Genomic DNA, 18,944 nt, shown 5'->3' on the forward strand with positions numbered 1-18,944 from the left:
TCGGGCTTGACCCGAGGACCAGGCTGTCAGCCCCCCATGCGAATGTGAGACGCAACGCCGGATCCGCGTCCGATCCTCGGGTCAAGCCCGAGGATGACGGAGCGAGGGTCGGCAGGACTGACGGTTAGACCGCGCCCAGCACCCGGTTCACATGCGCCATCTTGCGACCCGGACGGGCCTCGGTCTTGCCGTACAGGTGCAGACGCTCGTCCGACTTGGCTGAGAGCACCCGCCATTGATCGACCTCGTCGCCCAGAAGATTGGTCATCTCGACGCGGGCGTGGGCCGTCGTCGGGCCCAGCGGCCAGCCGGCGACGGCGCGGATATGCTGTTCGAACTGGTCGCAGACGCAGCCGTCCTGGGTCCAGTGGCCGGTGTTGTGGACGCGGGGCGCGATCTCGTTGACCAGAAGCACGTCGTCCCCGAGGTCGAACAGTTCGACCCCAACGACGCCGACATAGTCCAGCCCGTCCAGAATAGCCTCGGCGATGGCGCGGGCGCGGACCTGGGTCTTCTCGTCCACCGTGGCCGGGGCCAGGGTGGTGCGCAGCACCCCGCCCTCGTGCCGGTTCTCACCCAGCGGATAGACCGCCATATGCCCGTCCCAGTCGCGGGCGGCGATGACCGATAGTTCGCGCACGAAGGTCGCCTTGGCCTCCAGGATCGCCGGGCGGCCGCCCAGGCTTTCCAGGGCGGCGGGCGCGTCCTCGATGGCGTGGATCCAGACCTGGCCCTTGCCGTCATAACCTTCGCGCCGGGTCTTCAGCAGGGCGGGCAGGCCCAGCTCCGTCAACCCCACGACCAGGTCGTCCAGCGTATCGACCACGGCAAAGGCGACCGTCGGGGCGCCGACGGCGTTCAGGAAGGTCTTCTCGTCCACCCGGTCCTGCGAAATGCGCAGGGCCGTCGGTCCCGGCGCGACCAGGGCCCCGGCCTCGGCCAGCCGCTCGATGGAGGCGGCGGGCACGTTCTCGAATTCGAAGGTCACCACGTCCGCGGCCCGGCCAAGCGCCGTCAGGGCCTCGGGATCGTCATAGGCGGCGACGATCTGGGCGGTTGAGACCCGGCCTGCGGGGCTGTCCGGCTCCGGGTCCAGGATGACCACGTCAAAGCCCAGGCGCGACGCGGCCTGGCTCAGCATCCGGCCCAATTGGCCGCCGCCGAGAATGCCCAGGGTCGAACCGGGAGGAAGCGGAAGCGTGGGCACTCAGTCCTCGACGGTTTCGGCGACGGAATCCGTCTGGGCGGCGCGGAAGGCGGCAAGACGGGCGGCCAAGGCCTCGTCCGACAGGGCCAGGATCTGGGCGGCCAGAATGCCGGCGTTGGCGGCGCCCGCCTCGCCGATGGCCAGGGTGGCGACCGGAACCCCGGCCGGCATCTGCACGATGGACAACAGACTATCCATGCCCTTCAGGGCCTTGGACTGAACCGGCACGCCCAGCACCGGCAGCTCGGTCATCGAGGCGGCCATGCCCGGCAGGTGGGCGGCGCCCCCGGCCCCGGCGATGATGACCTTGAAGCCTGCCGCCTTGGCGCCCGTCGAGAACTCGACCAGCCGCTGGGGCGTGCGGTGCGCGCTGACGACCTTGGCCGTCCAGGCGACGCCCAACTGATCCAGTTTGTCGGCGGCCAGCTTCATCGTCGGCCAATCGGACCGACTGCCCATGATGATCGCCACCGGCGTTGCGGAAGTCGCCATATCTTCAAGGCCCCTCGCGGAAAGGCCGCCCGTTACAGCACCCGGCGGACGCCCGCAACCGACCAGACCGGATTCCATACGGCGCAGCCTTCAATCCGGGGCGTTCACCCTCTAACATCGCCCTATCGCGCGTCCGGTTGAGTCGCGCCGCCGGAGCCAGCCTGCGCCGTGACCGACGTGGCCGAACACGACCTGACCGCCGAGATCGCGCGCCTGCGCGCCGAGTTGGACGCCTGGAAGCAGCGCGCCGCTGCGGCCGAGGCGGCGGCCGACCATGACGTCCTGACCCCAGCCCTGAACCGGCGGGGCTTCGTCGCCGCTCTTCAGCGCACCATGGCCTACTGCCAGCGGCACGACGTGCCGGCCGTGCTGCTGTACCTCGACATGGACGGGTTCAAGGGCGTCAACGACCGGCTGGGCCATGCGGCCGGCGACGCCGCCCTGGTGGCGGTGGCGCGGATGATGCTCGGGCATTTGCGGGAATCGGACGCCGTCGGTCGGCTCGGCGGCGACGAGTTCGCCCTGCTGATGCTGAACGCAGGCGTTGAGGAAGGCCGGGCCAAGGCGCGGCAACTGGCAGAGGCGCTGAGGACCGAAGGCTTTGTCTGGAACGGCCAGCAGACCCCGCTGGGCGGTTCGTTCGGCGTCCGCGCCTGGGACGGCCATTCGGACCCCGAGGTCTGGCTGACCGAGGCCGACGCCGCCATGTGGGTGCGAAAGAAGGGGCGCTGACGCCCCTTCCCCGCCCCTTGTCTTACAACGGCAGCCGCAGCTGAATGCCGCCCATATGGCTGTCGGCGTGTTCGCCGTATCGGCCGCGATAGGCGATCGTCACCTTGACCGGCCCGACCGACCCTTCGACCCCGGCCAAGGCCAGGAACTGGCCGCCGAAGGGATCCTCGACCTCCCGCTCCAGCACCTGCGCCGGGTTGTTATAAAGGCCGATGCGCACCGGATCCGAACTGTCGTCCAGCGCGTCGCGATAGCCGCCCTCGGCGAACAGGCCGAACCCGCCCATTTCCGCCTCGGCCCGCAGAGCAACCTCGCCGCTGATCGCCTTCATCTCGCGGTCCTCATATTCGTACTGGGCGGCGACGCCCTGCTCCCAATAGCCGTCGACGTCGCTGGTGGCCCAGGTCACGGCGGCGCGAGGCGACAGGGCCACGCCCCCCATGTCGAACCACATCCCGCCCTGCAGTCGCGCCCCGGTGCTGAGGGCGCGGGTCTCGGCCGTGTGGACGATGGGGGCCAGGCTGGTGACGCGCTCGATGTCGTCGATATTGTCGCGCGCGACCCCGACCGCCGCATTGACGAACAGATCGCCGGAGCGCCAGCCGCCATACAGGTCCAGGCCGAAGCTCTCGACATTGAAGGTCAGGGCCTGGCTCTCGACATCGGTCTTGCGCGCCGTGCCGGCCATACCGAACCGCCAGTTCGCCGACGGTCCGGCCTCAAGCGCTATCCGACCGCCCCAGCCGTCGCTGGAGGACTCAGTGACCGCGCCCCGCGCGTCCGTGTCCACACTATCGACCATGGCCGAGGTTGTGATCGCGACGCCCGCCTCCCAGGCTTCACGACCGGACAGGGCTTCGCTCGCCGCATCCAGAGCGTCCTCGCGGTGCCGGAAGGCGGTCTCGCCCTGCAAGGCGGCCTGGGACCCGATATCGCCATAGTAGAGGTAGTCGGTCGCCAGACGGGCGATGATCTGGTGCCCGGCTGCGGTGGGATGGACCCCGTCGAAATAGAAGTAGCTGTTAGGGTTCGAGCAGACCGTCACCCCGTTGAAACAGGCCTGGGTGACATTGGTGATGCCGAACTGGCCGGGATTGGCGGCGATGGTGTCGCCGATCTTGAACAGGTCCATCAGGATGATGTTGCTGCCGGGACGCGCGGCCGCCGTGGTGTTCAAACCCGTCAGCAGGCTCGAGTTGAAGGTCGTCACCGCATAGTCGGCCAGCGGCGCCGCAGCCGTACCGCGGAACTGCGGCGTCAGGCTGAGCTTCGGCAGATTGGTGACCAGTATGGTCCCCGCCCCCGCACCGGCGACGCTGTTGACCAGGCTGTTGATGTTGGCGGCGGCCGTCGTCGCCACAGGCGTGATGGCCCCTACCGGACTGGACGAGGCCCCGGCGGCAGGCAGCCCCTGGAAGATGTCGTTGGCGCCGCCCAGGACGCTGACCAGGTCATTGGCCCCGAAGGTCCCGCCTCGGCTGGTATAGGCCGCGAGCTGGGTCAGCATGCCCGGCGGTGGGCCCACCGAGGCGTCGGTGCGAGCGCCCCCGAAGGCGTAGTTGATGCTGCCGCTGACGGAGCCGGTGAAATTGACCGCGTTGAAGCCCAGCAGTTCGGTGAACACCGGGCCGCTGGAGAAGCGCCCTTGATAATAAGGCGGCGAGGCCGGCTGCGTGCCGCCGGACGCCAGATACAGATTGCCGTTGTCGCTCAGGCTGTCGCCGAACACGACCAGGCGATTATAGGTCTGGGCCGAGGCCGAGCCCGCAAAGGCGCAGGCGGCGACGACCAGAGCGGCGACGGCGCCGCCGGTGAGATAGCGTGACATTTATTTCCTCCCACGGTCGTCATGTATCGCGACCGTTACACGGGAGGATGCGCCACTCAGCGGCGAGCGCAAGATGCCGCTACGTCAGCCTTCGGAAGATATCGCCGCCTTACGTCAATGCAGGGTGCGGAATTTCAGCGTCCCCGGCACGGTCTTCAGCGTCCGCAACGCCTCGGGATCATAGTCCCGGTCCACGTCGGTGATGACATAGCCGGTGCGCTCGTCGGTCTTCAGGTGCTGACCCAGGATGTTCAGCCCCGCCGCCGCCAGGGCCCGGTTCAGCTCGGCCAACACGCCCGGCTGGTTCTTGTGGATGTGCAGGATACGGTGCGCGCCCGACACCTCGGCCAGTTGCACGTTCGGCAGATTGACGCTGAAGGTGGTGTCGCCCCGGTTCAGATAGCCCAGCAGCCGCTCAGCCGCGAACTCGGCAATGGCTTCCTGGGCCTCCTCGGTCGATCCGCCGATGTGCGGCGTCAGGATCATGTTCTTCATTCCCTGCAATGGGCTTTCGAACGGGTCCGAGTTGGTGCGCGGCTCCTCGGGGAAGACGTCCACCGCCGCCCCGGCGACCCGACCCGAGCCCATGGCCTGGGCCAGGGCGCCCACATCCACGACGTGACCGCGCGACAAGTTCAGGAACAGCGCCCCCTCCTTCATCCGGGCGAACTGGGCCGCGCCGAAGATGTTGGAATTCTCGCGCCGCCCATCGACGTGCAGAGTCACGACATCGCTCTCGGCCAGCAGGGCGTCCAGCGAGCGCATGCGCCGGGCGTTGCCCAGGGCCAGCCGCTCCGACAGGTCATAGAACAGCACCCGCATGCCCAGGTTCTCGGCCAGGACCGACAACTGGCTGCCGATGGCGCCATAGCCGACGATGCCCAGGGTCTTGCCGCGCAGTTCCTTCGACCCCGTCGCCGACTTGTTCCATTGACCCACGTGCATGGCGGCCGACTTGTCCACCACGTCGCGCATCAGGACGATCATCAGACCAATGGCCAGTTCGACGACCGAGCGGGTGTTCGAATAGGGGGCGTTGAACACCGCCACGCCGTGATCTGCCGCGGCGTCCAGATCGATCTGGTTGGTGCCGATGCAGAAGGCCGCGATCGCCATCAACCGGTCGGCCTCTTCCAGCACCCGGCGGCTGACCGTGGTCTTGGAGCGGATGCCCAGCACATGCACGCCCTTGATGGCGGCGATCAGGTCATCCTCATCCAGGGCGCCCTTGAGCGTCTCGACCGAATAGCCGGCCTCCTCCAGCCGTTCGACGGCGGCAGGGTGGATATTCTCGAGCAGCAGCATCTTCATCCGGCTGCGCGGGAAGGACCAGCGGCCGACCAGTCCCTCGGCGTGCAGCACCTCGTCCAGTGAAGCGGCCTCGGCGTCGGCGACCTCGACCACCGGCGCGCGGCGGGCGACCTCGGTGAAGGCGTAGAAGGCGTCTGCTGCGCCCGCCAACTTGACCTCGGCGTCGTTCCAGCCGTCGCCGATCATGACGACCCGGCCCGACAGCTTCAGGGCATGGATGACGGCCGGTTTGCCGTCGGCCTGCGACAAGGGATTGGCGTCATCGACGCCCGTCACCCGCCCGTCGGCGTCATAGACCAGGTCGTTGCACAGCACCCGGTCTGCGGAGACTCCGAGCATCTCGGCCACCGGCGCGATGACCTCGCGAAAGCCCCCGGACAGAATGACCACCTTGCCCTTGTGCTGCTGGAAGAAGTTCAGGTTCCGACGCACTGAGGCGGTCAGATGATCCGGCGCCGTCTCCGCCAGGGCCGCGACATGGGCGCGAGTCAGAGGCAGAAGCGCAAGACGACGACGCAAAGCCTCGCCGAAAGCCAGTTCGCCCGCCATGGCCTTGTCGGTCAGGTCCGCGATCTCGGCCCGGGTCTTCTCAGCCTCGGGCGAGTCCGCCAGGGCGACATCGGCCAAGGCTTCCAGCGTCTCGAAGGCGACGAGGGTCGAATCGAAGTCGAAGATCAATGTGGGGCGCGCGCTCATGGGCGGCGTATTAGCGGCCTTCGCGGCTGCGGCAAAGCCGAGCCGTGCTGATCAAGGCGATCAGTTGCGCTTAAACCTTGCCGCCCGTCGCTATTTTCGTCGCAACGGGCGGCAAGAAATATCAGAAGCGCGCGATGCGGCGCACGTGGCTGTCCGGACGACGGCTTTCCAAGACGGCTGCGCCGACAGCGGCCGCAATAGTGGCGACAGCCAGGAGCGCGCCGCCTTCACGGGCATGATCACGCGCATAGGCGCCGGCGTCGTCGGCGTAACGGCGCGCCGTCTTGCCGTGCTTCTTCAGCGCCTTCTTGGAGCCCTTGCGGGTCGAGCGGAACAGCTCGTCCGCACGCGAGCGCGCGTCATGCACGGCGTCTGAGGCGCGGTGACCAGCGTCGCGCGAGAACTCGCTCGCTCGCTCGCCTGCTTCCTCGGCGCGATAACGGAAGGCGTCGACAGCGTCATGGAACCGGTCCCGCAGGTCAGCGGTGTCGACCCAGCCGCGCGGATCGATGCGGGTCCGGATGCGCTGATAGCGCGTCGGTCCGCTGCGCTGAGTCAGATACAGGACCACGGCGGCGCCGGCCGCGAGGGCGACGAGGCTGCCGGCGGTGACGCCCGGATGTTTGCGGACTTCCGCCAAGGCGCTGAAATTACGGACCATGGGATAGTGAACCTCTTCATCAAGGCCGTCTTCGGTGGGATCATAGAGCCCGTCGTCATACGGCCGATAGGCGGAACGGCGGTCCCGCATCAGCGAAGGAGCGAACCGCGCCAGAAGAGGTTCCGCAATCCCCGGCAAAGCTGAGTAGAAAGACGCGATGACGCGCCCTCCCCCGCCCACCGTGATCTCGCGGATCGGATGAGTGGCGCAGTACAGGATGGTGTCGGCGACCACATGGGTCGCATAGACCGGCTGTGGATTGTGCATGGCCTGCCCCGTCAGGTTTCGGGCATGCCGGCTGTAGGGCGTGTCGATCGCACCCGGCTTCACCAGGCTGACCGTCACCGGCGCCTGTTCCCGCAACAGCTCGATCCGCAGGGCGTTGGTGAACCCCTTCACCGCATGTTTGGACGCGGCGTAGACGCCCTGCACCGGCAGAGGCAGGTCCGACAGGATCGAACCCACATTGACGATCGCCCCGCCGCCCTGCCGCGTCCGCAGATGTTCGACGGCCGCCATAGCGCCATTGACCACGCCCCAGTAGTTGGTCTCGAACAGCCGCCGCTGATCCTCCAGCGTCGTTTCGCGGATCGGTCCGAACAGCCCTACCCCGGCGTTGTTGACCCAGGTGTCGAAGCCCCCGAACAGCCGCACGCACTTGTCCGCAGCCGCCTTCAGCGCCTCGGCGTCCGACACATCGGCCACCGCCCAGGCGACACGCGATCCCTGCGCCTGCAACTCTTCGCACAGGGCCCGCAGATCCGCCTCGCCCCGCGCGATCAGAAACACCTTGGCTCCGGCCCGCGCCGCCCGACGCGCCGTCGCAAGACCGACGCCCGACGTCGCGCCGGTGACGACGATGGACTGCTCGCCCAGAGGCTTCAGCACAGGTTTAGCGTGCATGGTCGTCCTTGCATTCCGCCTCGACAAATTCTCGAGGTTCTCCATGGTTTGTAGAGCCGGATTCTACAGGTTTTTCGAGGCGACGGCGCGCCTTAGATCGCCGCACCCGGATCGGCCGATATTCACCACCGACCTCGCCCCCTTATCAACGGGGCTTTGGATGCCTAAATAGCCGCGATCCCGAAATGACGTTTTCCAAGGACTTCGCCGTGACCGATCACGCGCCTCAATCCGCCGTTTCCGACGACCTGGCCGCCGCCTTCCAGATCGAGGGCTGGCCCGTGCGCGGCCGCCTGGTCCGCCTGGGTGCGACCATCGACAAGATCCTCGCGGCCCACGCCTATCCCGAGCCGGTCGCCGCCCTGCTGGGCGAGGCCTGTGCGCTTGCGGCGCTGATCGGCTCCAGCCTGAAGTTCGAGGGCCGCCTGATGGTCCAGGCCCAGGGCGACGGACCGGTCCGCTATGTCGTCGCCGACTACGGCACCGACGGCTCGCTGCGCGGCTACTGCCGCTATGACGAGGCCGAGGTGGCCGAGGCCTCCAAGGGCTTCGCCCGTCCCGGCGCGCAGACGCTGCTGGGCCAGGGGGTCTTCGTCATGACCCTGGATCGCGGTCCCGACTTCGAGCGCACGCAAGGCATCACCCCTATCGAGGGCGAAAGCCTGTCGCTGTGCGCCGAACACTATTTCCAGCAGTCCGAACAGGTCCCGACCAAGGTCCGCCTGGCCGTAGGCGAGGTTCTGACCGAGGCCGGTTCGCAGTGGCGCGCCGGCGGGGCCATGATCCAGATCATCGCCGGGGACGAGGCGCGCGGCTCGACCGAGGAGGTCTGGGACCGCACCCGCGCCCTGTTCGGCACCCTGGGCGATGACGAGCTGATCGACCCGACCATCTCGCCGGAAACCCTGCTGTTCCGCCTGTTCCACGAGGACGGCGTGCGGCTGGAGGGGGCGCGCGAACTGACGGCGGTGTGCCGCTGCTCGCGCGACCGCATCGCCTCGGTCCTAGCCTCCTTTGACCCGGCCGAACGCGCCGACATGGTCGAGGATGACGGCAAGATCCGCGTCACCTGCGAATACTGCGCCACAGTATACGCCCTTGAGCCGGACGAGATCGTGGCTGAACAGATCTAAAACGAAGACGGGCGGCCGGTACGGCCGCCCTTCTCTCAGCCTTCCAGATCCAGCGAATAGCCGGCTGAACGGACGGTACGGATCGGGTTGGCGCTTTCGCCGATATTCAGCGCCTTGCGCAGCCGGCCGACATGGACGTCAACGGTGCGGGCTTCGACATAGACGTCCGAGCCCCAGACCGCGTCCAGCAGCTGTTCACGGCTGAACACCCGGCCCGGGTGCTGCATGAAGTGGTCCAGCAGTCGGAACTCGGTCGGGCCCAGATGCACCTCCTGGCCCGAGCGCTTCACCCGGTGCGACACGCGGTCGATGATGATGTCGCCGTGGTTCAGGCGGTCGTCGGCCAGGCCCGGCCGGATGCGGCGCAGAACGGCCCGGATGCGGGCGATCAGCTCGACCATCGAGAAGGGCTTGGTCAGATAATCGTCGGCCCCGGTGTCCAGACCCCGGACCCGGTCGCTCTCTTCGCCCCGCGCCGTCAGCATGATGACCGGCAGGTTGCGCGTCTCGGCCTTGCCGCGGATACGGCGGCAGACCTCGATGCCCGACAGTTTGGGCAGCATCCAGTCCAGCAGCACCAGGTCGGGCTGACGCTCGTCGATCTGGAGCATGCCCTCCTCGCCGTCGGCGGCGACGGTGACGTCGTAACCTTCCTTCTCGAGATTGTACTGAAGCAGGGTCGCCAGCGCGTCCTCGTCTTCCATCACAAGGATATAGGGCTGCACGTCAGGTCTCCGGTCTCGGCTTAGTGCGAGGTCGTCAGGTTGGGGGTAGAGGCTTCGTCTTCGGCGCCGGGATGCGCACGCGGGCGTTCGCCCAACATGTCGTCGCCGGTGATCTCGTAATGGACGGTCTCGGCGATATTGGTCGCGTGATCGCCGATCCGCTCAAGGTTCTTGGCCATGAAGAGCAGATGGGTGCAGGCCCCGATCGTGCGGGGATCGCCCATCATATAGGTCAGAAGCTCGCGGAACAGCGAGTTGTAGTGCTCGTCGACCTCGTCGTCCGTCTGCCAGACGGCCACGGCGCGATCCAGTTCCGAGGCCGTATAGGCGTCCAGCACGTCGCGCAGCCGCGTCGAGACCAGCCGCCCCATCCGTTCGATCGAACGGGTCAGCGGCTGCATCGGCTCGCTCTCCGCCAGGATCAGCGCCCGCTTGGCGATGTTCTTGGCCAGGTCGCCGGTGCGTTCCAGATCCGAAGCCATCTTCATGGCGCCCAGGGTGCGACGCAGGTCGCTGGCGACCGGCTGACGCAGGGCGATCAGGCGGATCGCCTTCTTCTCGATGTCGCGATGAAGGGCGTCCAGCTTCAGGTCGCGCTCAACCACAGCCCGCGCCAAGGCGATGTCGCGTCGGGCGACGGAGTCGATAGCGTCCGAAACCTGGGCCTCGGCGAGACCGCCCATGCGGGCGACTTCGGCCGTGATCTGGTTCAGCTCGTCGCCGTAGGCCTTGACCGTATGCTGGTTCATCAGCCGAACCTTCCGGTGATATAGTCCAGGGTGCGGCGCTCACGTGGGTTCTGGAAGATGTCTTCCGTGTCCCCGGTCTCGACCAGACGGCCCATGTGGAAGAAGGCGGTGCGTTGCGACACCCGCGCGGCCTGGGCCATCGAGTGGGTGACGATGACGATGCAGAACCGCTCGCGCAGTTCGTCGATCAGTTCCTCGATCCGCGCCGTGGCGATGGGATCCAGGGCCGAGCAGGGCTCGTCCATCAGGATCACTTCCGGGTTCACGGCGATGGCGCGGGCGATGACCAGACGCTGCTGCTGACCGCCCGACAGACCCATGGCGGACGACTGCAGGCGGTCGGCGACCTCATCCCACAGACCGGCGCGCTTCAGGGCGCTCTCGACCACGCCGTCCATCTCGGACTTGGCGCTGACCAGCCCGTGGATCTTGGGGCCATAGGCGACGTTTTCGTAGATCGACTTGGGGAAGGGGTTCGGACGCTGGAACACCATGCCGACACGGGCGCGCAACAGAACGGGGTCGATGGAGCGGTCGTTGATGTCTTCGCCGTCCATGGCGATCCGGCCGGTCACCTTGGCGCCGGAAATCGTGTCGTTCATGCGGTTCATGGTCCGCAGGAAGGTCGACTTGCCGCAACCCGACGGCCCGATCAGAGCCGTGACGGTCTTGTCCGGAATGTCCAGCGAGACGTCGTACAGCGCCTGCTTGCCCTCGTAGAAGACCGAGACGTCACGCGCAGCGATCTTGATCGGTCCGACGGGAGGACTGTCGACCACGGTCGGGCCAGGCAGGTCCGACGCCTCGTAAGCGCGGGGCTCCTCCGTGGCCTTCGCCTTCGAGGTCGCCGTGGCTTCAGGCAGGAGTTGGCCACCCATGCGCGGGGTTTCGGTGGGATCGACGGGGCCGGACCCGGTCTGATCTTCGGCGGAGCGGAAAATACGGAATTTCATTCTCTTACCACCGACGCTCGAAGCGCCGCCTCAGGATGATGGCCGCCGCGTTCATGATGATCATGAAGACCAGCAGAACGATGATCGCAGCGGCGGTGCGTTCATGGAACGCCCGCTCGGAGGCGTTCTCCCAGATATAAATCAGCGACGGCAGCGCCCCGACCGGCTGGTCGATGGCGTGCGGCACGCCCGGCACGAAGCTGACCATGCCGATCAGCAGCAGGGGCGCGGTCTCGCCCAGGGCGTGAGCCATGGAGATGATGGCGCCGGTCATGACGCCGGGCATGGCCAGCGGCAGGACATGACTGAACACCGTCTGCGTCTTGGAGGCGCCCATGGCCAGGGCCGCCTCGCGAATGGACGGCGGCACGGCCTTCAGGGCCGAGCGCGTGGCGATAACCAAGGTGGGCAGGGCCATGAGGGCCAGAACCAGACCGCCGACGATCGGGCTGGCGCGCGGCAGATGCATCCAGTTGATGAACAGCGCCAAGCCCAACAGGCCATAGACGATGGAGGGCACAGCCGCGAGGTTATTGATGTTGACCTCAATGATGTCGGTCAACTTGTTCTTGGGCGCGAACTCCTCAAGCCAGATCGCGGCGCCGACGCCCAGCGGAATGGCGATCAGGGCGGTGACCATCAGCATCAGAGCCGAACCGACCACGGCGCCCAGGACGCCGGCCAGTTCTGGCTGGGTCGAATCGCCGTTGGTGAACAGGGCTGTGTTGAAGTGGGATCCGACCACGCCCTCGGCCTGCATCCGCTCCAGCCAGGCGATCTGACGGTCGTTGATGCGGCGCTGATCCTGAGGCGTCGACTGGGAGATCTCCCCCTTCAGATACAGGTCCGCGTCGTCCGAAAGCGGAACCGCCAGCGGCACGGTCTCGCCAATGACGTCCGACCGCTTCGCCACCAGATCCGCGGCCACGAACTTGAGTTCGGACGAGAACAGCGCCTTCATCTGACTGGAGGCCGTACCCGCCGCGTCGTCCTGAATGCCCCAGCGCGCCAACTGCTGCTCGGCTGCAAGCTGCTCGAAGTTGGAGCCTTGCGGATAGGCGCGGTCGATGCGAGCCGGATCCATATAGACCGGCACCGTCACCGTGTGGGTATAGAAGGCGGTGTGGCCCTGCTCGACGATCCGCACGAGCAGGACCGCGAGGAAGACCATGGCGGCGGCGATCGCCAGCCGACCGAACCATTTGAACCGCGCTTCCTTGGCATGGCGGCGTTTCAGGCCGGCGCGCAGACGATCCAGCCGCCCCTTCGCGGCCGCGCCGTCGATCTGATCGGGGGTCGCGTCAGTCATATTGTTCCCGGTAGGTCTGGACGATCCGGTGCGCCACGATGTTCAGCACCAGGGTCGCCAGGAAAAGGGTCAGCCCCAGGCCGAAGGCGGACAGGGTCTTGGCGCTGTTGAACTCCTGGTCTCCGGTCAGCAGGGTGACGATCTGCACCGTGACGGTGGTGACCGTGTCCAAGGGATTGAAGGTCAAGTTCGCGGCGAGGCCGGCGGCCATGGTCACGATCATGGTCTCGCCGATCGCGCGCGACACGGCCAGCAGCAGGGCGCCGGCGATGCCTGGCAGAGCGGCTGGCAACAGCACCCGCTTCACCGTCTCGGACTTGGTCGCGCCCATGGCGAACGAACCGTCGCGCAGCGATTGTGGAACCGCGTTCAGGATGTCGTCGGACAAGGATGACACGAACGGGATCAGCATGATCCCCATGACGGCGCCGGCGGTCAGCGCCATCTGGTTCTGCACCAGGGCCAGGTATTGGCCGAGACCGTCCAAGGGACCGCCGATCAGGAACAGCCCGATCTCGTTGAAGAAGACTCGCAGGATGGGCCCGACCGTCAGGGCGGCGAAGAAGCCGTAGACCACGGTGGGCACGCCCGCGAGAATCTCGAGCAACGGCTTGATCACGGCCCGCGTAGTGCGTCCGGCGTATTCCGACAGATAGATGGCCGACAGCAGGCCGATCGGCGCCGCGACGCACATGGCGATCAGCATGATCAGCAGGGTGCCGGCGAACAGGGGCACTGCCCCAAAGGCGCCGGTCGAACCGACCTGGTCGGCGCGAATGGCGATCTGCGGGCTCCACTGGGTTCCGAACAGGAACTCGAACACCGGCACCTTCTGGAAGAAGCGCAGCGAGTCGAACGCCAGCGATGCGATGATGCCCAGGGTGGTCAGGACCGCGATGGCGGAACAGACGAACAGGGCGCCGTACACCCACCCCTCGACCCGATTGCGGGCGCGGGTCTGCGGCTTGATCTGACTGAAAGCGAACAGCCCCCCGATCAGAGCGGCGAGGATAGCGCCCAACCCGCCGCCCCATTGCAGCGTGCGTTCGATGCTGACCATGCGCCGCGCCTCGACTGGAAGCTGCTCGGCCAGCGGGCGTTCCCAGATTTGCAGGGCCGGCTCGCCGCGGCCGACACGATGGGCGTCGGCGAAGAAGGCGTCACGACGGAAGGGCTCAAGCGCCGCCACAGCCTCGGGCGTGCCGGCGGCGGTCAGCTGGCGTTCAAGCGGGGTCGCAAACACGCTGAGAAGGATCAGCACCAGCAAAGCGGGGGCCGCCACCCAGATCAAGGCATAGGCGCCATGCTGGCCCGGTCGCGAGTGCGGCTTGGCCCCAACCGCGCGACGACGCGCAAGCTCGCGACCGCCTAAAAAGGCGGCGGCGCCGAGCGCAACAAGAAACAACAGATAAATCCAGATCATTCCGGGTCCGAAGCGGGGGCAGGCGCGAATCGAAAAGCGACCGGGGATCCGGGTTCGACGCGGCGCGACTACTGCCTGTGAATGGTCAGCGCATTAAGACGAGTTGATGACAGTTCGGTAACAGCGTAGCCGCCGCACCGCTTCAGGCGGCTGTTCGGGCGTCCCGCCGCTCAATCACCATCGGGAACCAGGCGGTGAAGGCGGTGCCCAGGCCCGGGGCGCTTTCGACCACCAAACCGCCCTGGTGACGGTTGATAATGTGTTTGACGATGGCCAGACCCAGGCCCGTCCCTTGTCGCTCGCCGCTCTTTTGACCCTCGACGCGATAGAAGCGCTCGGTCAGGCGCGGCAGGTGTTCACGCGCCATGCCCGGTCCGTGGTCGCGAACCGTCACAGCGGCGTAGAAGACACCGACCGCCCGATCCGGCGTGACCAGCGGCAACCGCGTGGCCCCGGGCATGCGCGAGGCCCAGGCCTCGTCAAACGACAGGTCGGATCGCACCGAAATTTCCACCGTCGCACCCTTCGGGGAATATTTGACCGCATTGTCCAACAGGTTCTGGACAACCTGCAGAATTTCGTCGCGGTCCCCGCTGATTGACGCCCTCGCCTCCCCCTGATCGACCACCACATCGATCTGCTTCTCCTGGGTCAGCACGCTGACCGCATCGACGACGTCCGAGGCGGCGCGGTCCAGATCCACCCGACCCGACGGCGGAATATGCTCGTTCAGTTCGATCCGGCTGAGCGACAGAAGGTCGGCGACCAGCCGGCCCATGCGATCCGCCTGAGCCGACATGATGTCCAGGAAGCGGTCACGGGCGGCGACGTCGTCGCGCGCATGGCCCTTCAGCGTCTCGATAAACCCACTGAGCGAAGCCAGGGGCGTACGCAGCTCATGGCTGGCGTTGGCCAGGAAATCGACGCGCATCATCTCGGTTCGCCGCGCATCGGTCTCGTCACGCAGGATGACCATGGCCAGGGGGGCGCCGCCGCCAGCCCCCTCGCCGCGACCCAGCGGCCGGGTCCAGGCGCGCCAACGCCGATCCCTTTGCCCGCCGGTCGTATAATCCGTCGTACGCGACACCGCCCCGAACAGCGCCTCATCCACGGCTTCAAGTACGCCGGGCTCGCGCAGCACCTGCACAAGAAGCGCACCCTGGCTTTGAATTCGTAGAAGATCGCGCGCTGCGCTGTTGGCCATGACGATCCGCCGACCGGCGATATCGTCGGGCTCGCCCCCGCTGATGATCAGGACCGGATCGTCTAGAGCCTCGAACACCCGATCCTGCAGATCAGCCTTCATGGGGTCCGACGGCCTCTCGATCGGAGCGCCCGTCGATTCTGGAAGAGGCGTGGTCGATGAGGGATGGGCGTTCAGTATCCACGCCGAGATCGCCACGATCACCGCCCCGCCGATGAGCCAGTTCGCGATCTCGGGATGAATGAAGGCCAAGCCCAACAGCACGCCTACGGCGATCGCGATGCTGATTCCCACGGTCCAGAGACGCGAAGTCGAAATCGGCGCGACGGGTGAGGGCGAGGATTCGTAAGGCATATGCGGCGCAGGCCTCCATATGGGCAGCCGAGGGAATCCGATCCTTGCACGGATTCTGTGACGGCGCGCCGACACACGCCATCGTTTTATTTGAGCTTCGCCGCACGCTTTGTTTAGGAGTTTGGGTCATCGTCTCCCGTCGAAGGGGGCGCCGTGCACCGGGTACTTTATTGCATTTCGCAGGACCACGACTGGCGGGTGACGCTGCTGGCCGTGATTGTCTGCCTTGCCGGGATGGGCTCGGCCTTTCGCTTCATCGACCGCGCGCGAATCACCGACGGCGCACGCCGTCGGCGTCTTGCGGTTTCGGCGGGCTTGATTGGCTCTCTATCGATCTGGGCGACACATTTCATCGCAATGCAGGGCTACGTCGGCGCCGCTGACCTGACCTATGATGTGGCGCTCACGGCAGCGTCCGTTTTCATGATCTTCGCCGCTGTCGGCCTGGCTGTTTTCGTATTTATGTCTGGCGCCGACCGGACGCGCCGCGTCCTGGCGGGCCTGATCGCCATCTCCGGCGTCGCGGCGATGCACTATCTGGGCATGGCCGCGCTCCAGGCGCCGGTTCATCTCAGTTGGAACCCCGGTCTTGTCTTCGCCTCTCTAATCGGCGGCATGACGATAGCCGGAACAACGGCCTTCTTCTATCAGCGGGGCAGTCTCGGCCAACTGGCGCTAAACGCCTTGGGCGCCTCTCTTTCCATCGTCTTCCTGCATTTCGTCGGCATGGCCGCGATTACCGTGACGCCAGACCCCAGCATGGGTCTACAGACCGGTCTTTCGCCGGACGCCATGCGCACCGTGGTCTTCGTTGTCGCCCTGGCCATTGTGGCCGTCGGCGGCGGACTGGTCTTCATGGCCTATATGGCGCGGGCCAGCGCGCTGGGACATATCCGCGAGGCGGTCGAAGCCATGTCGGACGGTCTGGGCTTCTATGACGCCGATGACCGTCTGGTCTTGTGGAACGCCCGCTATGCAGAGGTGAATCCAGAACTCGCGCCCTTCCTGAAGGTCGGAATGACCTTCAGGGAGATACTTCAGATCGGCATCAACGAAGGCCGCTATGACGAAGCAATCGGCTGTGAGGAACAGTGGATCGCGGAACGAATCCGAATTCGCCGCCAAGGATCATCAACCATCGAGCAGCAGGTCGGCGGCGACCAATGGCTGCAGATTCAGGATCGCCGTACGCCAGGAGGCGGCACCGTCACCGTCTGCAACGACATCACGGCCCTGAAACAAGACGCCCAGGCCCTACGCGAAGCCCGGGACGCCGCCGAGGCCGCCAACGTCGCCAAGAGCCAATTCCTCGCCAACATGAGCCATGAGATCCGTACGCCGCTGAACGGCGTGATCGGCCTGTCTCAAGCTCTATCAAAGACCGAACTGACCCCCGACCAGCGCGAGATGCTGGACCTGATGCAGGCTTCAGGCCGGACGCTGCAGACCCTGCTCAGCGACATTCTGGACCTGGCCCGGGTCGAATCCGGCAAGCTTGAACTGACCGAGGACGCCTTCGATCTGGAGGTGGCCGTACGCGAAGCCGCGCAGTTGTATGCCGAGAATGCGCGAGACAAGCATCTGGGCTTCCACGTCGATATCGATGTCGAGGAAGGCCTGTGGGTTCGGGGCGACGTGGTGCGCCTCAAACAGGTCCTAACCAATCTGATCTCCAACGCCGTCAAGTTCACGTCACAGGGCTTTGTGGGGCTGACCGTCCATCGCGGTCCGGACGTCAACGGGGGCGCCACCCTGCGGTTTACGGTCGAGGATACGGGCATCGGCTTCGACGCCGCGACCCGCGAACGCCTGTTCAGCCGATTCGAACAGGCCGACGGCGGCATTACGCGCAAGTTCGGCGGTTCCGGACTGGGCCTGTCCATCTGCCGACAACTGGCCGAGATGATGGGCGGCGATCTGGACTGCGAGAGCGAGCCCGGAGGCGGTTCGGCCTTCATGCTGACCATTCCAATGATCGTTTGCGAAAGGCCGGCGCAGAGTGAACCGAAAGCCGCAGCAGCACCGGACGAGTGGCGAGATAGGGTCCGTGTCCTGGTTGCTGACGACCACCCCACCAATCGCCGCGTCATAGAACTGATTCTCGGCCAGGCTCTGGCCGACATATTCACTGTGGAAAACGGAGCCGAAGCCGTCGAGGCGTTCCGGACCCAGGATTTCGACCTGGTGCTGATGGACATGCAGATGCCGGTGATGGACGGGCTGACCGCGACGCGAGAGATTCGTCTCCACGAGGCGGCCATGGGCGACGGCCGCGTGCCGATCGTAATGCTGACGGCCAACGCAATGCCTGAACATGTCGCGGCCGGACGCGCCGCCGGGGCCGACCACCATCTGGCGAAACCGTTCGACGCCGCCGAGTTGTTGACCATCGTCGCTGATCCTGGCCTCCTGCTGAACGGTGAGGTCAAGGCGGCCTGATCTCGCGCGGGATCTCGTCCATGGCGGTTGCACATCCGTCATGATGCGTGTAATAGCCCGCGCTCTTGAATTCGAGGGTTCATGACCCCCGCCGCGCGGGCCCAGGGTTGGCGCGGTGTTTCCGTTGTTGTTGAGGCGAGCCAGATGGCCGAGATCATTCTGAACGTGGACGTCCGCGATGGCGTCGGCACCGGTGGCGCCCGCGCCGCCCGTCGCGCCGGTTTCGTGCCGGGCGTCCTGTACGGCGGCGACAAGGCCCCCGTCTCCATTTCGGTGAACGAGAAGGACTTCCGCAAGTCGCTCTACACCGGCAAGCTGCTGGGCCATCTGGTCACGCTGAAGTATGGCGAAGAGACCCAGCCGGTCATCGCCAAGGACGTTCAGTTCGACCCCGTGTCGGACCGCCCGATGCACTTCGACCTGATGCGCGTCGACGAGCACGCCCCGGTGAAGATCGAAGTGCCGGTTCACTTCAAGAACGCCGACGACGCACCGTTCGTCCGTCAAGGCGGCTCGCTGGAAGTCGTCCGCCACGCGGTCGAAATCCTGGTCAAGGCCGACAGCATCCCGGAAGAACTGGTCGTCGACCTGGCCAAGTCGCAGATGGGCGACACCATCCGCTTCTCGGACATCAGCCTGCCCAAGGGCGTCGAGGCCACCATCACCGACCGCGACTTCGTGATCGCCACGATCAAGGTCTCGTCCGCCGCCCTCTCGGCCGCCGCTGACGAAGCCACCGAGACGACCGAAGCCTAAGTCTTCGCCGCATCGACAAGATCAGGCCCCGCCCGGTTCGCCGCGGCGGGGCTTTTCTTTGTGCGACGC

General features: G+C 66.3%; 15 protein-coding genes. 4 read left to right on the forward strand and 11 right to left on the reverse strand.

The features are described from left to right. Window positions 1–124: 124 nt before the first annotated feature. Window positions 125–1,207, reverse strand: coding sequence for a 5-(carboxyamino)imidazole ribonucleotide synthase (locus PKE72_RS02790; RefSeq protein ID WP_271163949.1), 1,083 nt, complete (start codon window positions 1,205–1,207; stop codon window positions 125–127). Further along, on the reverse strand, window positions 1,208–1,699 hold the full coding sequence (gene purE / locus PKE72_RS02795) for a 5-(carboxyamino)imidazole ribonucleotide mutase (RefSeq protein ID WP_271163950.1): 492 nt from the start codon (window positions 1,697–1,699) through the stop codon (window positions 1,208–1,210). It lies immediately after the preceding gene. Window positions 1,700–1,867: 168 nt separating this feature from the next. Here purE and PKE72_RS02800 point away from each other — a divergent pair, with 168 nt between their 5' ends. Continuing rightward, window positions 1,868–2,431 carry a GGDEF domain-containing protein gene (locus PKE72_RS02800; protein ID WP_271163951.1) on the forward strand — a complete coding sequence of 188 codons (564 nt, stop codon included), beginning with the start codon at window positions 1,868–1,870 and terminating at the stop codon, window positions 2,429–2,431. 22 nt (window positions 2,432–2,453) lie between these two features. Here PKE72_RS02800 and PKE72_RS02805 read toward each other — a convergent pair whose 3' ends face one another. The 3 genes from PKE72_RS02805 to PKE72_RS02815 form a co-directional block, all read right to left on the reverse strand. Then, the gene (locus PKE72_RS02805; RefSeq protein WP_271163952.1) at window positions 2,454–4,259 is read right to left on the reverse strand and encodes an autotransporter domain-containing protein; all 1,806 of its coding nucleotides are present in this window, start codon (window positions 4,257–4,259) and stop codon (window positions 2,454–2,456) included. Between the two features lie 114 nt (window positions 4,260–4,373). Beyond that, window positions 4,374–6,266 (reverse strand): phosphoglycerate dehydrogenase, encoded by a 1,893-nt coding sequence (gene serA / locus PKE72_RS02810; protein ID WP_271163953.1) that lies wholly within the window; start codon window positions 6,264–6,266, stop codon window positions 4,374–4,376. 121 nt (window positions 6,267–6,387) lie between these two features. Further along, entirely contained in the window at window positions 6,388–7,830 is a 1,443-nt protein-coding gene (locus PKE72_RS02815; RefSeq protein ID WP_271163954.1) for an SDR family oxidoreductase, read from the reverse strand. Between the two features lie 209 nt (window positions 7,831–8,039). On the opposite strand from PKE72_RS02815, the gene PKE72_RS02820 reads away from it, so the two are divergent. Further along, window positions 8,040–8,963, forward strand: a complete 924-nt coding sequence (locus tag PKE72_RS02820; protein WP_271164668.1) for an Hsp33 family molecular chaperone — start codon at window positions 8,040–8,042, stop codon at window positions 8,961–8,963. A 35-nt stretch (window positions 8,964–8,998) separates the two neighbouring features. On the opposite strand, the gene phoB is transcribed toward PKE72_RS02820, so the two are convergent. From phoB to PKE72_RS02850, 6 genes are all read right to left on the reverse strand, one after another. Next, window positions 8,999–9,688: a phosphate regulon transcriptional regulator PhoB gene (phoB, locus tag PKE72_RS02825; RefSeq protein WP_271163955.1), complete on the reverse strand. Its 690-nt coding sequence runs from the start codon at window positions 9,686–9,688 to the stop codon at window positions 8,999–9,001. A 20-nt stretch (window positions 9,689–9,708) separates the two neighbouring features. Next, entirely contained in the window at window positions 9,709–10,437 is a 729-nt protein-coding gene (phoU, locus tag PKE72_RS02830) for a phosphate signaling complex protein PhoU (RefSeq protein WP_271163956.1), read from the reverse strand. Then, on the reverse strand, window positions 10,437–11,390 hold the full coding sequence (gene pstB / locus PKE72_RS02835) for a phosphate ABC transporter ATP-binding protein PstB (protein WP_271163957.1): 954 nt from the start codon (window positions 11,388–11,390) through the stop codon (window positions 10,437–10,439). Before pstB ends, phoU begins: the two co-directional genes overlap by 1 nt. A gap of 4 nt (window positions 11,391–11,394) precedes the next feature. Then, window positions 11,395–12,699: a phosphate ABC transporter permease PstA gene (gene pstA / locus PKE72_RS02840; RefSeq protein ID WP_271163958.1), complete on the reverse strand. Its 1,305-nt coding sequence runs from the start codon at window positions 12,697–12,699 to the stop codon at window positions 11,395–11,397. Then, window positions 12,692–14,122 (reverse strand): phosphate ABC transporter permease subunit PstC, encoded by a 1,431-nt coding sequence (gene pstC / locus PKE72_RS02845; RefSeq protein WP_271163959.1) that lies wholly within the window; start codon window positions 14,120–14,122, stop codon window positions 12,692–12,694. Before pstC ends, pstA begins: the two co-directional genes overlap by 8 nt. A gap of 142 nt (window positions 14,123–14,264) precedes the next feature. Then, window positions 14,265–15,680: a sensor histidine kinase gene (locus PKE72_RS02850; RefSeq protein WP_271163960.1), complete on the reverse strand. Its 1,416-nt coding sequence runs from the start codon at window positions 15,678–15,680 to the stop codon at window positions 14,265–14,267. A gap of 153 nt (window positions 15,681–15,833) precedes the next feature. Between PKE72_RS02850 and PKE72_RS02855 the strand changes: the two genes are divergently transcribed. After that, window positions 15,834–18,119, forward strand: coding sequence for an ATP-binding protein (locus tag PKE72_RS02855; RefSeq protein ID WP_271163961.1), 2,286 nt, complete (start codon window positions 15,834–15,836; stop codon window positions 18,117–18,119). A gap of 144 nt (window positions 18,120–18,263) precedes the next feature. Beyond that, window positions 18,264–18,875: a 50S ribosomal protein L25/general stress protein Ctc gene (locus PKE72_RS02860; RefSeq protein ID WP_271163962.1), complete on the forward strand. Its 612-nt coding sequence runs from the start codon at window positions 18,264–18,266 to the stop codon at window positions 18,873–18,875. Window positions 18,876–18,944: the final 69 nt, after the last annotated feature.

Origin of the sequence: Brevundimonas intermedia, from assembly GCF_027922165.1 — a bacterium.
In the GTDB taxonomy this organism is placed as follows: domain Bacteria; phylum Pseudomonadota; class Alphaproteobacteria; order Caulobacterales; family Caulobacteraceae; genus Brevundimonas; species Brevundimonas intermedia.